Source organism: Kitasatospora sp. NPDC058048 (assembly GCF_042885555.1).
Taxonomy (GTDB): Bacteria; Actinomycetota; Actinomycetes; order Streptomycetales; family Streptomycetaceae; genus Kitasatospora; species Kitasatospora lactacystinica.
In genome coordinates this window covers 76,564-93,160 of the sequence record NZ_JBHVRT010000002.1, presented here as the reverse complement: position 1 = coordinate 93,160, position 16,597 = coordinate 76,564, and the positions used below count along the sequence as shown (strand labels likewise).

The window sequence follows — 16,597 nt, the reverse complement described above, 5'->3', positions numbered from 1 at the left end:
CACGCCCCCGGACACCCCCGGGGCCCGCCCGGCCCGCACCGTTCGCGGGGCCGCCGTCCGGGCCGTCCGCCGCGTTCGTGAACTCTATGAACGCAAACGTGACCTCCGTCACTTCGGGGCCCATAGTCGGAGCGGCCCATCCCCCGGGGCCACCAGGAGTGCACGGCAAAGGAGCCGCAGATGTCGATCGCTGGAGCCGCCCCGGCGGCGGGACCCAGACGCAAGGACCGGACCCACTACCTCTACATCGCGGTGATCGCCGCGGTGATCGCGGGCGTCGTGGTCGGTCTGGCCGCCCCCGGGTTCGCCGTGGAGCTGAAGCCGGTCGGCACGGGCTTCGTCAACCTGATCAAGATGATGATCAGCCCGGTGATCTTCTGCACCATCGTCCTGGGCATCGGCTCGGTGACCAAGGCCGCGAAGGTCGGCAAGGTCGGCGGCCTCGCCATCGGCTACTTCCTCGCCATGTCGACCGTCGCGCTGGCCATCGGCATGGTCGTCGGCAACCTCCTGGAGCCCGGCGGCGGCCTGCACCTGACCGCCGCGCTCGCCAAGTCCGGCCACGCCCAGGCGGCCGCCGGCGGGGCCCAGTCGACCACCGACTTCCTGCTCGGGATGATCCCCGAGACCCTGTTCTCCGCCCTCACCCAGGGCAAGGTCCTCCAGACCCTGCTGGTCGCCCTGTTCACCGGCTTCGCGCTGCAGGCGATGGGCGCGGCCGGCGCGCCGGTGCTGCGCGGGATCGAGCACGTGCAGCGCCTGGTCTTCCGGGTCATGTCGATGATCATGTGGGTCGCGCCGATCGGCGCCTTCGGGGCGATGGCCGCCGTCGTCGGCGCCACCGGCACCGCCGCGCTGAAGAGCCTGGCCGTCATCATGATCGGCTTCTACGTCACCTGCGTGCTGTTCGTCGTCGTGGTGCTGGGCACGCTGCTGCGCCTGGTCGCCGGGGTCAACGTCTTCGCGCTGCTGAAGTACCTCGGCCGCGAGTTCCTGCTGATCCTCTCCACCTCCTCGTCCGAGAGCGCGCTGCCCCGCCTGATCGCCAAGATGGAGCACCTGGGCGTCAGCCGCCCCGTCGTCGGCATCACCGTGCCGACCGGCTACAGCTTCAACCTCGACGGCACCGCCATCTACCTGACCATGGCCTCGATCTTCATCTCCGAGGCGATGGACAAGCCGATGTCGCTCGGCGAGCAGCTCTCACTGCTGGTCTTCATGGTGATCGCGAGCAAGGGCGCGGCCGGGGTCACCGGCGCCGGACTGGCCACCCTCGCGGGTGGACTCCAGTCGCACAAGCCCGCGCTGGTGGACGGCGTGGGACTGATCGTCGGCATCGACCGCTTCATGTCGGAGGCCCGCGCGCTCACCAACTTCGCGGGCAACGCCGTCGCGACCGTGCTCATCGGGCACTGGACCGGCGAGCTCGACGCCGAACGTGCCCGGCGGGTGCTGGCCGGCGAGCTGCCGTTCGACGAGCTGACGCTGGTCGACGCCCACGCCCACGGTGCGCCTGCCGGGCCCGCCGGCGCGGCGGACGGCTCCACGGCCGACGCGCCCGAGGACGTCCCCGCCCAGGGAACCGGCCACGGAGCCGGTCACGGAACCCCGCAGGGAACCCCGCAGGGAACCCCTCAGGGGACCTCCCCCGTCGGCGTCTGAGCCCGGCGGCACCCCCGCACTCCCTGGTCCGGCGCCTCCCACCAACCCCCGGAATCGGCGCCGGACCAGGGTTTCGTCCTTCCGCCCGGCTTTCGTCCGGCTTTCGGTCCGGCTTTCTGTCCGGTGGCCGTCCGGCTTTCGGTCCGGTTTTCCGTCCGACGGCTGTCCAGCAGCAGTCCGGCGGCGGTCCGGTCGGCGCGTCACAACTCCTGCGAGCCGCTGACCACCCAGGCCACCCCACTGGCCGGGTCCTCCAGCACGATGTGCAGATGGTGCAGCCCGGCCGACGGCTCCTGCCAGGTGAAGCAGCGCATCCGGGCCACCAGGGCGTTCACCTCGTCCCGGTCCGTCCCGCCCGCACGATCCGCGCCGTCCGTACCGCCCGCAGCGCCCGCAGCGCCCGTGCTGCCCGTACCGCCCTGACCATCTGCCCCGGCCATCGCCGCCAGCGCCCGCCACAGCCCCAGCCTCCCGTGCGCACAACCCCGTGACCGTCCCACGGCTGCGGCCCGCACCAGCGCCGGGTAGGCGAGCGCGAACGGCAGATAGCCTCCGACCACCCGCCGGTCGCGGGCCAGCAGGGCCGCCGCCGCCGGGGCCTGGCCGCGGACGCAGGCCGTCTGCGCCCACGGCGCGAGCGCGCCCAGCCCGGCCAGCGCCCGGGCGGCCCGCGGTCCGGCCGGCCGGCCACCCGGCTGCGCCGCCGGGGGCAGCTCCACCTCGCCCAGGCCCTCCCGGCTGGCCGGCAGGGTCAGCAGCGCACTGCGCGCGCCCCCGCCGGGCAGGTACTCCCGCACCCGGGCCGTCTCGCCCCAACCCGCCGCCTCCCACGGCTCCAGACGCAGTGGCACGCCCTCCGGATCGGACTCGGCCGTGTGCGAGAGGTCCTCGCCGAGCAGCGCCCTGGTGTGTGCGACCAGCCGTCGCACCGGGGCCGGACCGAGCAGCGGGGCCAGCCGCAGCCAGGAGTGCCTGGTCGCCAGCACCTCCCAGAGCGGACCGGCGTCATGATCGGCCACCCCGGCGGCCGTCCCCGCGCCACCCTCCCGGTCGAACAGCCGGACGGCCAGCTCGGGCGGCGCCGCGTAGGCGATCAGGTGGCCGAGCGGAGCCGTCAGCGCCGCCGCGGTCTCCTCCCCCGCCTCCGCCACGGCAGCCGCGCGGCCCTGCCGGTAGGCGGCGAGCAGCTCGGGCCAGCGGCCGTCCTCGGCCAGTGCGCGCAGGCCGCCGTCCTCGTACGTGATCACGATTCGCAGGGTACGGGCCTGGGCAGCGCCCGAGCCGACTTGCCGACGGTTCGGTGCGTCGGGGTGGCGCGGCGGCCGCCCGCCCGCCGCCGCTCCCTCAGCTCCGCTCCCGCTCCCGCGCGTGTTCCCGATCGCGCTCCCGACCGCGCTCCCCGTCACGCTCGCGCTCCAGCTGGACGACCGCGCGCAGCCGACCGTGAGCGCGGCGCCGGGTGACCGCCAGCGTGCTGCGGTGCAGCCCGAGCAGCTCGGCGGCCTCGTCGACGCTGTAGCCGTCGAGGTCGACCAGCACCACCGCACGGGCCTGCTTGACGGTCAGGAAGCCGAGCAGTCGCATCACCTCCCACCGCGCCTGCAACTCGGCCATCCCACCGGCCCGGAGGTCCGGCAGCCCCCGGTCCCGCTCGCCGATGTCGCCCGTCTCCGGCACCTCGGGCATCGACACCCGCCGGCGCTCCCGGCGCCACTGGTCGCGCAGGATGTTGACCATCGTGGTGAACGCGTAGGCGTACGGCTGTGGATGGCCGAGGAAGCGCTCCGGCCGACGGGCGATCCTGAGGTACGCGTCGTGGACGACGTCCCCCGCACCGGCCGGACCGCCGGCGAGCGAGGCCGCCGCCTGCTGGAGTCTGGGCAGCAGATCCGTGAACACCTGGTTGAACTCGGCCGATTGACCGCCGCTCCCATTGGGACCGAAGTCCCTTTCCCGTCCGCCGCCGCCCTCATTCCGACCGCTGCAATCCGCCATGCCGCTCTCCCCGGAAATCGGCACCCCGAGAACCCGGTCCGTCCTGGCCGCAGGAACCATGAGCCAACCGGATTACTTGTGACACAGGTCACATCATAGTTCGTCGTCTCACTGTGCGCAGTCATTCGTGTGCAACACGTCACCAGCCGTACGGGGGGCGGGAATTCACCTCCGCTCGGACCGCACGATCCGCGTACGGACCGCGCGGACATCCCGACGGCCGGGACACCCGCCCGACGAGAACCCCTCAGCAAGGAGAACCACCGTGCGAGGCTGCATCGCCAGGAAGATCGCCACGTTCGGGCTGGCCGCCACGGCCGCTCTCGGCGCACTCGGGGCCACCGCCCTGCCGGCCGCCGCGGCGACGGCCGGGACCCGCTCCGTCACCCCCGGGGCCGCCGAGGCCTGGAACACCATCACGTCCGAGGCCTACCACTGCGTCATCACCGGCAACTACGGCTGGCGCTGGGAGGGCTACTGCAACGTCTACTCCGGGCGACTGCGCACCATCACCTACTGCGCCGACGGCTCGCACACCACCGGCCTGTGGATCGGCGCGCGGCCGGAGGCCTGGGCGGTCTGGGGCAAATGTCCCGGGTCCACCTGGACGCGGATCGTGTTCCAGTGGCACAGCTGAGGCACGGTTGAACCGCTGACAGAACCGGCGGTCGACGGCTGACAGATGACAGCTGACAGATTTCGAAAGCTGTCAGCTGTCATCTGTCGGCCGTCATCTGTCCGTCGCCCGCCCGCTGCACCTCCGCCGCCACCGTCTCAGCCCACCGGCGAGGCGTCCGCGAGCAGCCGGGCAGCGTGCACCCGGCCCGCGTGCTCGACCAGGTTGATCAGCACCTCCTTGCCCGAGGCCCGGCGGCGCGCGTCGCACAGCAGCACGGGCGTCCCAGCATCCAGGTCCAACGCGCGGGCGACGTCCTCCGGGCCGAACTCCCGCGTCCCGGCGAAACGATTCACCGCGACCACGAACGGGATGCCCCGGTGCTCGAAGAAGTCGACGGCCGGGAAGCAGTCGGTCAGCCGGCGGGTGTCGGCGAGCACCACCGCACCGAGCGCCCCCTGGGCCAACTCGTCCCAGAGGAACCAGAACCGGTCCTGCCCGGGGGTGCCGAACAGGTAGACCGCCAGCCCCTCGCGGATGGTGATCCGGCCGAAATCCATCGCCACCGTGGTGGTGGTCTTTCGCTCCACACCGTCCAGGTCGTCCACCTCGCGCCCGGCCTCGGTCAGCCGCTCCTCGGTGCGCAGCGGCCGGATCTCACTGACCGCGCCGACCAGCGTCGTCTTGCCGACCCCGAAGCCGCCCGCCACCAGGATCTTGAGCGCGAGCACGGTGCCGTCGGGATCCTCGGCGTCGAACGGATCCGACCCGCCGTACGGATCGGACAGGCCGAGGGGGTCGGACGGTACGCGCGGTGCGGACGGCACGCACGGGGCGGACGGCACGCACGGGGCGGACGATGCGGACGGTTGATCAGAGTGCGCGGAGTCCACGGATGACCTCCTGGAGGATGCGCTCGTCGGGGAGCAGGGCGGGCGGGACGGGACGGCGGACCCGGATGAGCCCGGCCGTCAGCAGATCGCCGAGCAGCACCCGCACGACACCCACCGGCAGGTCGAGGTCGGCGGCCAACTCGGCCACGGACAGCGGGGTGCCCCGGCACAGCGCCAGGATGCGCGCCTGTTCCGGGCCGACCGGCGGCTCGGGCACGCCGGGCAGGAACGTCGGATCGGGCGGCTCGGTGACCACCACGGCGATCAGGTCGAACTGCTGCTCCCCGGCCCCGGTGCGCCCCCGGGTCATCGCGTACGGGCGGACCATCGGCCCGGCCTCGTCGTCGTACCAGCGCGCCCGGTGGGCGGCGGCGAGCGGGTTGCGGGGCTGCCCGTCGGGGTCGGTCGGGTGCTCCGGATGTCGCCCCCGGTACGGGCGGGGCACCGGATTCACCGGCCGCCCACCGCCCGCGGCGGGGCGCTCAGATGCTCCCCGACCCGGCGGACCAGCCTGGCCATCTCGTAGGCGATCAGGCCGAGGTCGGCCCGGGAGGTGGCGAACACGGCGAGGCAGGTGCCCTCCCCGGCCGCCGCGACCAGCAGGTAGCCGCCCTCCAACTCGACCATGGTCTGGCGGACTTCGCCCGCACCGAAGTGCCGGCCGGCGCCCTTGGCCAGGCTGTGGAATCCGGAGGCGACGGCCGCCAGGTGCTCTCCGTCCTCCCGCGCCAGTCCGGCCGAGGTGCCCATGGCCAGGCCGTCGGCGGAGAGCATCACGGCGAAGCGGAGCTCGGGGGCGCGCTGGACCAGCTCGTCCAGGAGCCAGTTCAGGGCTCCCGCGCGGTGGGTGGTGGCGATCACGGACGCTCTCCTTCGGTTCGGGACGGGGATTGGGGATGGTGCGCCCGCGGCGGCTGCGGAGGGTCGGCGGGCTCCCCGTCCCGCCGGTCTTCCGGGTGCAGACCGCGCGCCCATCCGTTCTGGAACGCGGACATCGCAGCCCGCGCCTCCTCGGGGCTGCGGCCCGCCGCACCGAAGCCGTCGCCGGAACCGTCCCCGGAACCCGGCCCGGCGGAGGCGAAGAGGGAGGAAGAGGCAGCCGTACGGCGCCTGTGCGCAGGCGGACGGGCCGGGGCCTCGCGCAGTTGCGGTGCGAGACTCGCCTGACGGGTCCGGCGCGGCAACTCCTCCGGCCCCTGGCCGGGTTGGTGACCGCCCGAACGGACACCGTCCGAGCCGGGGCCGCGCGAGCGGACGCCGTCCGAGCCGGGGCCGCCCGTGGCCGGTCCGGGTACCGGCTCCGCGAAAGAGCCCTGGCCGTACGGCTCCGCGCCGTACGGCTGCGGCGGCCCGGACTGCGGACGGGCGGCCGCACCCGCGCGCCCGTCCGCAGCCGGACCGGCCTCCCGGGCACCGGAGGCCCGGAAGGGGGTGCGGCGCACCGGCCCGGGGGCACTGCCCCGGACACCGAACGGCAGCAGCGCCCCACCCTCCGGCGGCGGCCCACCCGCCGCCGGAAGCCCATCACTCGTCCCGTCCTGCGGGTGCTCCCGGCGCCCAGCGTCATCCCGGCGCCCAGGGCGCCCCGGGTACCCCGGGTGCCCCGAGACGCCGGTCGGGAGACCCGACGAGCCACCACTCGGGCCACTGCCCGGACTGCCCACCGGCCGCTCCGCATGCCCGTGCTCCGGGATGAACTCCCGCTCCGGGACGCCGCGGTGATCCGCCCGATCGGCGAACACCGGCTCCACCGGCCCCGCCCCGACCGCCGCGGCACCCACCGCGTCGATCGGGGCGGCACCAGACGCCACCGCGCCACCCGACGCCGTGCCGCCCGACGCCGCCGCCGCCGAGGGCAGCGGAGGCGCGACCGGCTCGAAGCCGTACCGCACGTCCTCGGCCCCCACCGCCGCCGCCTCGTCGGCCAGCAGCGCGGTCGACAGCAGGACCACCGCCGTGGTGCCGCCGTACGCGGAGGTGACCAGCGAGACCTTGACGTCCTGCCGCCGGGCGAGCCTGCTGACCACGAACAGGCCGAGCCGGTCGCTGTCGAAGAGGTCGGTCTGCTCGGCGGCGGCGATCCGGCTGTTGGCCGCGGCCAGCACCTCCGGGCCCATGCCGAGTCCGCGGTCCTCGATCTCCAACGCGAAGCCGTTGCCGACCCGTTCGCCCCGGATGTGCACCCGGGTGTGCGGCGGCGAGAACCCGGTGGCGTTCTCGACCAGTTCGGCCACCAGGTGGGTGAGGTCGGCGACGGCGTGGCCGACCACCGCGGCGCGCGGCAGCGGGTGGACCTCGACCCGGGCGTACTCCTCGACCTCCGAGACGGCCGCGCGCACCACGTCCACCAGGGGGACGGGACGGCGCCAGCCCCGACCGGGGGCGGCCCCGGAGAGGATGATCAGGCCCTCGGCATGGCGGCGCATCCGGGTGGTGAGGTGGTCCAGCCGGAACAGGTCGGCGAGCTCGGACGGGTCGTCGGTGCGGCGCTCCATCGCGTCCAGCAGGGTGAGTTGGCGGTGCACCAGGACCTGGCTGCGGCGCGCGAGGTTGACGAACACCCCGGAGACTCCGGAGAGCACCTCGGCCCGTTCGACCGCCGCCGTGACCGCCGCCCGCTGGACGGTCCCCAGCGCCCGGTGCACCTGGCCGATCTCGTCGCCCCGCCCCACCGGCCGGGGCGCCTCGACCTCGATGTCCACCTCCTCGCCCGCACGCAACTTCCTCATGGTCGCGGGGAGTTTGCGCCCGGCCAGCTCAAGTGCCGAGTTGCGCAGGCCGATCAGCTCGGTGACCAGCCCGCGCCCGATCTGCACCGAGATCACCAGCGAGGCCACCACGCCGACCAGACCGAGCAGCACGGCCATCCCGGCCGTGGTGAACAGGCCCAGTGCGTAAGGGTCCTGGCGCTCGGCGGCGAGCCTTCCGGCCCGGTCCTCGACGCCCCGCAGGGCGCCGGCCACGTTGCCCGCGACCATCGCCCAGCGGTCGGCCGGCACCGCCGCGACCGCCGACCGACCGTCGGCGGCCGTCCGCATCCTGTCCTCGTACCCGGCCAGCTCGCGGTGGTCCTGGCCCCCGGTGACGGCGAGCAGCTCCGCCCGGTCGACGGAGCGCAGGTCGGCGGCGGCGCCCCGCTCGAACTCGCGCCGGGCGAAGGCCGCGCCGGAGAACTCCCGCAGCTGGTCGTCGCCGAGCCCGCCCGACAGCTGGGCGGCGCGCAGCAACGCGTCCTCGCGGGAGAGCAGTTCGCGGGACCGGGCCAGCTCCAGCAGCACCCGCGCGTCGGCGGCCACCTGGCGCTCCTGGAAGGGAGCGACGGCGCCGGCGGCGGCGAGCGCCCGGTCCACCGCCTCGCCGTACGCCGCGTACGCCTCGGGCCAGCCGACGCTCCTGGCCAGGACCCGGCCGCGCAGTACGGGCAGGGCCGCGAGCGAACCGCCGAGGGCGTCCAGCCGGGCGGCCGCCTCATCGCCCAGGCCCTGGGCGTCGGCGCGGTTGTAGCCCCGGTCGGGTCGGCGGGGGTCCGGGAAGAGCGGGGCGAGCGCCCGGTCGGTGGCCGCCGCCGCCTCGCGCAGGGCGCTCTCCCGGGCGGCGCTGGGGGCGGTCGCCGAGGTCGCCGGGGTCGCCGCCGGGGCTACTGGGGCCGCTGGGGCCGCCAACAGCTGACCGACGGCGGTGCGTTCGGCCTGCAGCCCGGCGACCGTCTCCGCGACCGGCGTGAGCAGCGTGCGCTGGGCGTCGCGCTGGCGCATCAGGCCCCAGACGCCCTGGGCGGTGGTGACGGTGGCGAACCCCCACAGGGCGATGACGGAGACGACCGGGACCATCAGCAGGGCGATGATCCGGGCGCGGACGGTCCGGGGACGCAGCCCGCGCAACCACGGGCCTGGGCGCGGCGGACGGGCGGGCGGCCCGGCATGGGCACCCCGGCGGGTACCGGGGGCGGTACCGCGGTCTTCTCGCATGGGTGAGGAGCCTTTCGGGCGGGGAGGGCGGAGGCCGGGTGGGCGGAGGCTGCGGGGCCGGACCGGGAGCGATCGGGCGGGGAGCGAGCGAGCGGGCGGGGAACGGACGGTACGAGGGCGCGAAGGTGCGAGGGCGCGGCTCAGGCTGCGCGGTCGTGCCGCTCGGCGTCGCGCCGCCCGGCCGCTGCCGGGGTGGGCTCGTGCCACGCGCGCTCGGGGTGCGGGGGCGCGGCGGGGACCTCCTCCACGGCCAGTTCGCCCGCCTCCCGGTAGCCGGCCCGCTCCTGGGCGGTCGGCGAGAGTGCCACGAAGGCCGAGGCGAGGAAGAGGAACGAGCCGAGGCCGACGGCGAGCGGGAAGACGAACTCCATCGGGCTGACCCCGCCGAGAACGGTCCGGGTCGGCTCCAGCCGGACGTGGACGGCGGCCATGCCGGTGTAGTGCATGCAGCTGACGGCGAGGCCCATGGCCATCGCGGCGGCCGCGGCCGTGTACACGTTGCGGATGGTGACGGCGGCCCAGAGCGCGGCGGTCGCGGCGCCGACCGCGATCAGCACGGACAGCGCGACCGTCCCGGCGTCGTAGTGCAGGCCCCCGTGCATCCGTAGGGCGGCCATGCCCAGGTAGTGCATCGCAGCGACGCCGAGGCCGGTGGTGACGCCGCCGGAGAGCAGGGAGAGGCCGCGGTGCCGGCCGTAGCAGACCACGGTCAGGCCGAGGCCGGTGACCAGCACCGCGACCACGAGGCTGAGGACGGTCAGCGGCACGTTGTAGCGCAGCTCGGTGCCGTCGACGGTGAAGCCGAACATGGCGACGAAGTGCATGGTCCAGATGCCGGAGCCGATCGCGGCGGCGGCCGTGATCAGCCAGTTCCGCCGGGCCGGACCGCTCGCGGCCAGCCCCCGCAGCGTGCAGCGCAGGCCGAGGGCGGCGCCGGTGCAGGCCATCAGGTACGAGAGGGCGGGGGTCAGCCAGCCGAGGCTGAGATGGTTGAGAGTGCCCATGGGACCTCCGGTCGACCGGTCGGGCCCGGGGGCGGTACGCGGTGCGCCCGGGCGCCCCGGGCCGGGCGGACTGCACACGAATGGCATATGCCAACCGCATGTGCGCTTCCGGCCTGGGGTGCGTGGGACGCTACCGAGGGGCCGGAATCGGTCAGACAAAGATCTGAAAAGCTGCCCGCAGGGAGCGGTTGATGTGTTCCGATGGCCCTGTGGTGTACCCAGAGGGCGGCCAGCGCGGCGGCCGGTGTTCGGGGAGCTGCGCACAAACGACAGCGGACAGATGACAGAGTTTGAAATCTGTCATCTGTCCGCTGAACTCTGTCCGCTGTCATCTGTCCGCTGTCATCTGTCGGCCGCACGCAGTCAGCCGCCGGCCGTCAGCGGCTCGCCATCACCCGGATCCGCATCGGGCTCGCCGCCCGCAGCGTGATCCCCTGGGCGAGTGCCACCCGCCGGTCCACCGCCTCCACCTCGAAGTCCCGCAGCAGCACCCCCAACGCCAGCACCGCCTCCAGCATCGAGAAGTGCTGCCCGATGCAGGCCCGCGGTCCGCCCCCGAACGGGAACCAGGCGTAGCGGTGCCGGGCCCGTTCCGCCTCCGGGAGGAAGCGGTCCGGGTCGAAGCGCTCCGGGTCCACCCAGTGGTCCGGGTGCCGGTGGGTGACCAGCGGCGCGACCACGACCTGCGCCCCGGCCGGGATCACGTACCCGTCGATGACGGTCTCCGCGACCGCCCGCCGCCCGCCCAGGGCCGCCGACGGGTAGAGCCGCATCGCCTCCTTCAGCACCCGGGTGATGTAGGGCAGCGCCTCCAGGTCCGCCGCCGTGGGTGCCCGCCCCGCCAGGACGGTCCGCGCCTCCTCCCGGGCGAGCCGCCGCTGCTCGGGGTGCATCGCCAGCAGGTGCAGCGCGAAGGCCAGCGCGGTGGCCGTGGTCTCGTGCCCGGCGAGCAGGAACACCAGGACCTGGTCGCGGAGTTCGGCCGGGTCCAGCCGCCCGCCGTCCTCGTCGCGGGCCCGTCCGAGCAGGGTGAGCAGGTCGTCCGCGTCCTCGTCGCCGCCGCCCCGTGCGGCCCGTTCGGCGATGATCCGGTCGCAGACCCCGTACAGCGCCCGCTGGGCCTCGGCACCGCGTCGGTTGGCCGGGGTCGGCCAGGTGCGCGGGAGGCGGACCGGGGCGTAGCCGCGCTCCTTCACGTACTCGCCGAGCACCGGGAAGCTGCGGTGCACCACCGCTATCGCCTCCTCCACGTCGGCGCCGAAGAGGATCCGCGCGACCGCCCGCAGGGCGAACCGGGACGTCTCCTCCGCCGCGTCCACCACCCCGCCGGGCACCGCCCGCCAGCGCTCGGCGAGCGACTGCGCCTCCTGCGCGAGCGCGTCCGCGTAGCCGTCCACCCGGCGCCGGGTGAACAGCGGCTGCACCATGCGGCGTTGGCGCTGGTATTCGGCGTCCTGGCTGGTCAGCAGCCCGTTGCCGACACTGGTCCGCAACTCGTCGTAGAAGGGGTCCTCCTTGCGGAAGTTGGCCGCCTCGACGGCCAGCACCTGCCGGACGCCCTCCGGCGAGAACACCCCGTAGAAGTCGGCGCGCAGCCCGGGCGGCCCGGCCTGGAAGCGCACCACGTCGCCGTGGTCGCGTCGGGCCGCGAGGTAGCTGCGCAGCGGGCGGCGGGTGAGGTCGAACAGTGAGCCGACCAGGCGGTTCCCCGCCGGGACGGGTATCGCGGAGGTGGGGGCGGGTGCAGGCCCGGGGGCCCGAACGGGGACGAGTTCGATGGTCATCGGCACTCCTTCTGTACAGGGGCGTGCCCGCCGCCGCTTCCGACGGGCGGTCAGCACCGAAAGGAGCCGCGCCCGGACCCGCCCACGGGCCGACCTGCCCGGCCGGATCCGGACCCGTCTCACTCGTATTCGGTGCCCCCCTTGCGGGTCAGGTAAGCGTCGCTGACCACCTTGGCGATCGCCCGCCCGCCGAGCACCGGGCTCCAGCGCTCGGTGACCGGCCGTACCACCACGCCCTCGCGCAGGTGCAGTTCACGCCCGGAGACGCTCTCCTTGCCCCGGGCGAACCCCAGGACGGTCTCCGGGTCGAACGGCCCGCGCCACAGCTCCGGCACCAACGGTAGCTCGCCGTCCAGCAGTTCGGCCGCCGAGAGCCAGTTCAGCTGCCCGTCCACCACGGCCGAGACGTCGAAGGCGGCGTAGCCGGGCCGCTCGGTGCGCGCCGAGGAGCCGTAGCCCAGGTCCTGCACGCCCTCGCCGAAGACCTCGCCGAAGACGCCGACCCGCTCGGCCCCGAGGCGCTCCGCCAGCCGGGCGGCGGCCGCCGGGATGCCGTAGGCGCGCACCGCCCGCCAGTAGAGGTTGCGCTCGTCCTCGACCAGCGCCAGCCCCTGCGCACCGATGCCCTTGGACGACACCTGCACCTCGCCGGTGGCGGCGACGTACGTGACCAGGCAGCAGCTGCCGTGCAGCTTCTCGGTCAGCACCACCGGCTCGCCCGGCTCGAAGGCGTCGGGGTAGCGCTTGAGGTTCTCGATGTCCACCCAGGGCAGCAGGTCGGGCGCGCTGACCACGTCGCCGCTCATCGACGTGGGCACCGGCGGCTGCCACTTGACGACCCCGAGCAGTTCGGCGAAGTCCTCGCCGCGCTCGGCCGCGGCGGCCAGGTCGGTGCCGGCAAGTGCGGCGGGCCGGCAGACGATGCCCTGGGACAGCTCGCCGCGCAGCCGTACCGCCTTCACCCGGTTCGCCCGGGCGCCGGCCAGCTTGCCGGTCAGGCCGAGCTCCTCGATCAACTCATCGGGCAGGACGGACTGTTCGGGGATGTAGACGGCGTGCTCTCCGGTCCGGTACATACCCTTGGCGACCACCGCCCGGTAGAGGCCGACCTGCGCGAGCTCCAGGGCATCGGCGTTCGGGTGCTCCAGGACGGTCAGCTTCTCCGCGGTGACGCGCAGCGTGGACATGGACGGACTCCTCCCCTTGGTTCGACCGCGGCGGTGCTTGCGACCAACCCGGCCGCGTGTACGGACGGCTACCACTCTGTCCGTTCGACCACCTACGGCGCGACGCAATTTCCGCGCGTCCCTTCCGGCCCCGCTCGTGCTACCTGCACGACCCGTACGACTCCCTCACCCGCGCGCCCCACCCCGCCCCGCACGACCCACCCGTCAAGCGCCCCCCGCCATGTGCCCCCGGACCCGTTTGAGCCATCCCACAGCAGCCCGGAGGCCCCCACCGGCTCCCGCCTGTGCAAACCGACAGGGGATTTATCGCTCGCATATGCGGCACTATGATCGCCGTAATGGCCGCAGCTGCGGCCAGTCCCTCGCGCCCCTTCCGGCGCGCACCCTGGAGGGGAACCACCGATGAGCACCCGCACGCCCACCACCCGCAGGCTCGCCGTCGCCGCCGCCGCGGCCCTCGCGCTCACCCTCGGAGTCACCGCCTGCGGCAGCGACGGCAAGTCCTCCGGTTCCACGGCTTCCTCGGCCACCTCCCCGAACGCCTCCTCCGCCGCCGGCAGCGGCGTCCCGAAGGCCTCCGGCACCGTCACCGTCTTCGCCGCCGCCTCGCTCAAGGAGACCTTCACCGAGCTCGGCAAGAAGTTCGAGGCCGCCAACCCGGGCGCCAAGGTCACCTTCAACTTCGGCGGCAGCTCCAGCCTCGCCACCAGCATCAACTCCGGTGCCCCGGCCGACGTGTTCGCCGCCGCCAGCCCGGCCACCATGAAGACCGTCACGGACGCGGGCGGCGCGAGCGGACAGCCGACGACCTTCGTCAAGAACACGCTCACCATCGCCGTCCCCAAGGGCAACCCCAAGCACATCGCGGGCCTCAAGGACCTCACCGCCTCCGGCGTGAAGGTCGCCCTGTGCGCAAAGGAGGTGCCGTGCGGCGCCGCCGCCCAGACCGCGCTCAAGGCCGCCGGCCTCGACCTCACCCCGGTCACCCTGGAGCAGGACGTCAAGGGCGCGCTCACCAAGGTCGAACTCGGCGAGGTCGACGCGTCCCTGGTGTACCGGACCGATGTCCAGGCCGATGCTGCGAAGATCGACGGCGTGGACTTCCCCGAGGCCACCAAGGCCGTGAACGACTACCCGATCGCCGCCCTCGCCAAGGCCCCGAACAAGGACGGCGCCGCCGCCTTCGTCGCGTACGTCCAGTCGCCCGAGGCCAAGCAGGTGCTGACCGCGGCGGGCTTCCAGGCGCCGTGAGCGACCGCACCACCGGCTCCGGGCCGAACCGCCCGGACCAGGACCAGCCAGACCAGAGCCACCCGGCCCGTACCGCCGACGGCGACCCGGCGGCGCCCGCACAGGCAGGACCCGCACAGGCAGGACCCGCGCAGGCCCTGCCGCGGCGGCGCCCGCGAAGCCGCCGCCCGCGCACGCACCGCGTCCCGGTCACCCTGCTGCTCCCGGCGCTGCTCGGACTGGCCTTCCTGATCCTGCCGCTGGTCGGCCTGCTGATCCGGGCCCCCTGGAGCGACCTGTCCGAGCAGCTCACCAGCCCCGCCGTCTGGGACGCGCTGCGCCTGTCGCTGATCAGCGCGACCGCGGCCACCGCGGTGTCGCTGGTCCTCGGCGTCCCACTGGCCTGGCTGCTCGCCCGCACGGATCTGCCGGGCCGCCGGATCATCCGGGCGCTAGTCACCCTGCCACTGGTGCTGCCGCCGGTGGTCGGCGGTGTGGCGCTGCTGCTGGTGCTCGGGCGGCGCGGCATCGTCGGCTTCTGGCTGGACTCGGCCTTCGGCATCACGCTGCCGTTCACCACCACCGGGGTCGTGATCGCCGAGGCGTTCGTGGCGATGCCGTTCCTGGTGATCAGCGTCGAGGGCGCGCTGCGGGCCGCCGACCCCCGCTACGAGGAGGCGGCCGCGACCCTGGGCGCCTCCCGGCTGACCGCGTTCCGGCGGGTCACCCTGCCACTGATCGCCCCGGGGATCGCCGCCGGTGCCGTCCTGGCCTGGGCCCGGGCGCTCGGCGAGTTCGGCGCGACGATCACCTTCGCGGGCAACTTCCCGGGCCGCACCCAGACCATGCCGCTGGCCGTCTACCTGGCCATGGAGTCCGACCCGCAGGCGGCGATCGCGCTGTCGCTGGTGCTGCTGGTGGTCTCCGTCGCCGTCCTGGTCGGCCTGCGCGACCGCTGGCTGTCGACGCCGTGACCCCGCCCGCGCGCTCAACCTCGGACACCGTTGCGGACGCTCCCCCGCACACCTCCTGCGACACTCCCCCGGACCCAGCGGACCCAGCGGACGCAATGAACCCGACGGACGCAATGGACCCGATGGACCCGCTCGACCTCCCGGGCACTCTGGACACCTGGACGCCACCCCGATGAACACCGACAGCCGACCCGGCCCCGCCCTGGACGCCCGCCTGCGGGTCGAGCGCACCGCGTTCTCCCTCGACCTCGCCCTCACCGCCGCCCGCGGCGAGGTGGTCGCGCTGCTCGGCCCCAATGGCGCCGGCAAGTCCACCGCCCTGCGCGCCCTCGCCGGACTGCTCCCGCTCACCGGCGGCCATCTGCGCCTGGACGGCCACCTCCTGGAGGACCCGGCGCAGCGTGTGCACACCCCGGCCGAGGAGCGGCCGGTCGGGGTGGTGTTCCAGGACTACCTGCTGTTCCCGCACCTCAGCGCGCTCGACAACGTCGCGTTCGGCCCGCGCTGCCAGGGCCGCCCCAAGCGCGAGGCGCGGGCGGAGGCGGCCGGCTGGCTGGAGCGGATGGGCCTGGCCGACCACGCCTCGGCCCGTCCCGGCCGGCTCTCGGGCGGCCAGGCCCAGCGGGTGGCGCTCGCCCGCGCTCTCGCCGTACGCCCCCGGCTGCTCCTGCTGGACGAGCCGCTGGCCGCCCTGGACGCCCGCACCCGGCTCGACGTACGGTCCCAACTACGGCTCCATCTGGCCGAGTTCGAGGCGGTCGCGGTGCTGGTGACACACGACCCGCTGGACGCCATGGTGCTGGCCGACCGGCTGGTGGTGATCGAGGACGGCCGGCAGGTGCAGTCCGGCAGCCCGGCGGAGGTCGCCCGGCACCCGCGCACCGACTACATCGCCCGGCTGGTCGGGCTGAACCTGTACCAGGGCCGGGCCGAGGGCACCCGGGTCACACTCCCGGACGGGGCGGTCCTGGCCACCGCCGAGGAGCTGGACGGCCCGGCCTTCGTCGCCTTCCCGCCCTCCGCCGTGACGCTGTACCGGGAGCGCCCGCAGACCAGCGCGCGCAACCTGTGGAAGGCCGAGGTCGCCGGGCTGGAACTGCACGGCGACCGGGTCCGCGCCGAGCTCGCCGGCGACCTGCCGATGGCCGCCGACCTCACCCCGGCCGCCGTCGCCGAGCTGGAGCTGACGCCCGGCGCCGCGGTCTGGGCCTCGGTCAAGGCCACCCAGACGCACGCCTACCCGGCCTGACGCCCCCCGGCGGTCCCATTCCGGCGCGGTCGCTC

The 16,597-nt window shown here is 74.5% G+C and carries 14 protein-coding genes; 5 read left to right on the top strand and 9 right to left on the bottom strand.

Annotated features, from left to right (window positions below; translation table 11 throughout):
* Nucleotides 1–180: 180 nt before the first annotated feature.
* Complete coding sequence (locus ACFVVA_RS02485; protein ID WP_387684929.1) at nt 181–1,662, top strand: cation:dicarboxylate symporter family transporter; 1,482 nt, start codon at nt 181–183, stop codon at nt 1,660–1,662.
* Between the two features lie 200 nt (nt 1,663–1,862).
* On the opposite strand, the gene ACFVVA_RS02480 is transcribed toward ACFVVA_RS02485, so the two are convergent.
* Together ACFVVA_RS02480 and ACFVVA_RS02475 are read right to left on the bottom strand one after the other, a co-directional pair.
* Nucleotides 1,863–2,909 carry a hypothetical protein gene (locus ACFVVA_RS02480; RefSeq protein ID WP_387684927.1) on the bottom strand — a complete coding sequence of 349 codons (1,047 nt, stop codon included), beginning with the start codon at nt 2,907–2,909 and terminating at the stop codon, nt 1,863–1,865.
* Between the two features lie 97 nt (nt 2,910–3,006).
* Nucleotides 3,007–3,561, bottom strand: a complete 555-nt coding sequence (locus ACFVVA_RS02475; RefSeq protein ID WP_387684926.1) for an RNA polymerase sigma factor — start codon at nt 3,559–3,561, stop codon at nt 3,007–3,009.
* 361 nt (nt 3,562–3,922) lie between these two features.
* On the opposite strand from ACFVVA_RS02475, the gene ACFVVA_RS02470 reads away from it, so the two are divergent.
* The gene (locus ACFVVA_RS02470; RefSeq protein ID WP_359898613.1) at nt 3,923–4,294 is read left to right on the top strand and encodes a hypothetical protein; all 372 of its coding nucleotides are present in this window, start codon (nt 3,923–3,925) and stop codon (nt 4,292–4,294) included.
* Nucleotides 4,295–4,431: 137 nt separating this feature from the next.
* On the opposite strand, the gene ACFVVA_RS02465 is transcribed toward ACFVVA_RS02470, so the two are convergent.
* From ACFVVA_RS02465 to ACFVVA_RS02435, 7 genes are all read right to left on the bottom strand, one after another.
* Entirely contained in the window at nt 4,432–5,061 is a 630-nt protein-coding gene (locus ACFVVA_RS02465) for an ATP/GTP-binding protein (RefSeq protein WP_380538090.1), read from the bottom strand.
* Nucleotides 5,062–5,146: 85 nt separating this feature from the next.
* Nucleotides 5,147–5,494, bottom strand: coding sequence for a DUF742 domain-containing protein (locus tag ACFVVA_RS02460; protein ID WP_387685337.1), 348 nt, complete (start codon nt 5,492–5,494; stop codon nt 5,147–5,149).
* Between the two features lie 122 nt (nt 5,495–5,616).
* Complete coding sequence (locus ACFVVA_RS02455; protein WP_387684924.1) at nt 5,617–6,027, bottom strand: roadblock/LC7 domain-containing protein; 411 nt, start codon at nt 6,025–6,027, stop codon at nt 5,617–5,619.
* Complete coding sequence (locus ACFVVA_RS02450) at nt 6,024–9,047, bottom strand: nitrate- and nitrite sensing domain-containing protein (RefSeq protein WP_387684922.1); 3,024 nt, start codon at nt 9,045–9,047, stop codon at nt 6,024–6,026. Before ACFVVA_RS02450 ends, ACFVVA_RS02455 begins: the two co-directional genes overlap by 4 nt.
* Nucleotides 9,048–9,274: 227 nt before the next feature.
* Nucleotides 9,275–10,138: an MHYT domain-containing protein gene (locus ACFVVA_RS02445; RefSeq protein WP_387684920.1), complete on the bottom strand. Its 864-nt coding sequence runs from the start codon at nt 10,136–10,138 to the stop codon at nt 9,275–9,277.
* 377 nt (nt 10,139–10,515) lie between these two features.
* Entirely contained in the window at nt 10,516–11,922 is a 1,407-nt protein-coding gene (locus ACFVVA_RS02440; RefSeq protein WP_387684918.1) for a cytochrome P450, read from the bottom strand.
* 119 nt (nt 11,923–12,041) lie between these two features.
* Entirely contained in the window at nt 12,042–13,109 is a 1,068-nt protein-coding gene (locus ACFVVA_RS02435; protein ID WP_387684916.1) for an RNA ligase (ATP), read from the bottom strand.
* A gap of 402 nt (nt 13,110–13,511) precedes the next feature.
* On the opposite strand from ACFVVA_RS02435, the gene modA reads away from it, so the two are divergent.
* The 3 genes from modA (at nt 13,512) to ACFVVA_RS02420 (ending at nt 16,562) form a co-directional block, all read left to right on the top strand.
* Nucleotides 13,512–14,360, top strand: a complete 849-nt coding sequence (modA, locus tag ACFVVA_RS02430) for a molybdate ABC transporter substrate-binding protein (RefSeq protein WP_387684914.1) — start codon at nt 13,512–13,514, stop codon at nt 14,358–14,360.
* 137 nt (nt 14,361–14,497) lie between these two features.
* Entirely contained in the window at nt 14,498–15,313 is an 816-nt protein-coding gene (locus tag ACFVVA_RS02425; RefSeq protein ID WP_387685335.1) for an ABC transporter permease, read from the top strand.
* A 172-nt stretch (nt 15,314–15,485) separates the two neighbouring features.
* Nucleotides 15,486–16,562 (top strand): ABC transporter ATP-binding protein, encoded by a 1,077-nt coding sequence (locus ACFVVA_RS02420; RefSeq protein ID WP_387684913.1) that lies wholly within the window; start codon nt 15,486–15,488, stop codon nt 16,560–16,562.
* Nucleotides 16,563–16,597: the final 35 nt, after the last annotated feature.